Source organism: Streptomyces sp. sk2.1, from assembly GCF_008120935.1.
Taxonomy (GTDB): domain Bacteria; phylum Actinomycetota; class Actinomycetes; order Streptomycetales; family Streptomycetaceae; genus Streptomyces.
The window spans coordinates 1-615 of the sequence record NZ_RDBO01000100.1 but is presented as its reverse complement, the minus strand read 5'-3'; the positions used below and the strand labels follow the sequence as shown (position 1 = coordinate 615).

General features: G+C 69.3%; 1 protein-coding gene. It reads left to right on the top strand.

The window, feature by feature from the left end:
• Window positions 1-101: 101 nt before the first annotated feature.
• Window positions 102-615, top strand: a 514-nt coding sequence (locus tag EAO76_RS40660; protein WP_262376171.1) for a transposase domain-containing protein, incomplete at its 3' end; no start/stop codon positions are given.

Here is a 615-nt window from a genome sequence, read left to right as displayed (position 1 = left end):
GATGTGTTGTGCCAAGGCCTGGGCAGGTGAAGTTGTCGGGTGAGCGGTTGTCGGACCGGATCGCTTTGGGGGTGTTGACGCGGGTGTTTCCACCCGGGGTGGTGGATGAGGTGATCGCGGAGTGCGGGCGCCGGGAACAGCGTTCCCGGCTGCTGCCGGCCCGGGTGGTGGTGTATTTCGTGCTCGCGATGTGCCTGTTCTCCGGGCAGGGCCATGAGGAAGTCGCCCGGCTGCTGACGCAGGGCCTGGAACGGGTGCGGCAGTGGGAGAAGCCATGGCACGTGCCGACGACGGGTGCGATCGGCAGAGCCCGCGGACGGCTGGGGCCGGAGCCGCTGAAGGCACTGTTCGCGCGGGTTTGCCGACCGGTGGCCGTCCAGGACACGGCCGGCGCCTGGTATCGCGGGTGGCGGCTGGTCGCCGTGGACGGCACCGTCTTCGACGTCCCGGACACCGAGGCGAACAGCACGTACTTCGGCCGTCCCGGTTCCGGCCGGGGACAGCAGCGCAGTGCCTACCCGCAGGTGAGGGTCGCTGCGCTGGTGGAGTGCGGGACACACGCGGTGTTCGCCGCGGCAACCGGCCCGCTGTCGGTTCATGAACAGGCATTTGATT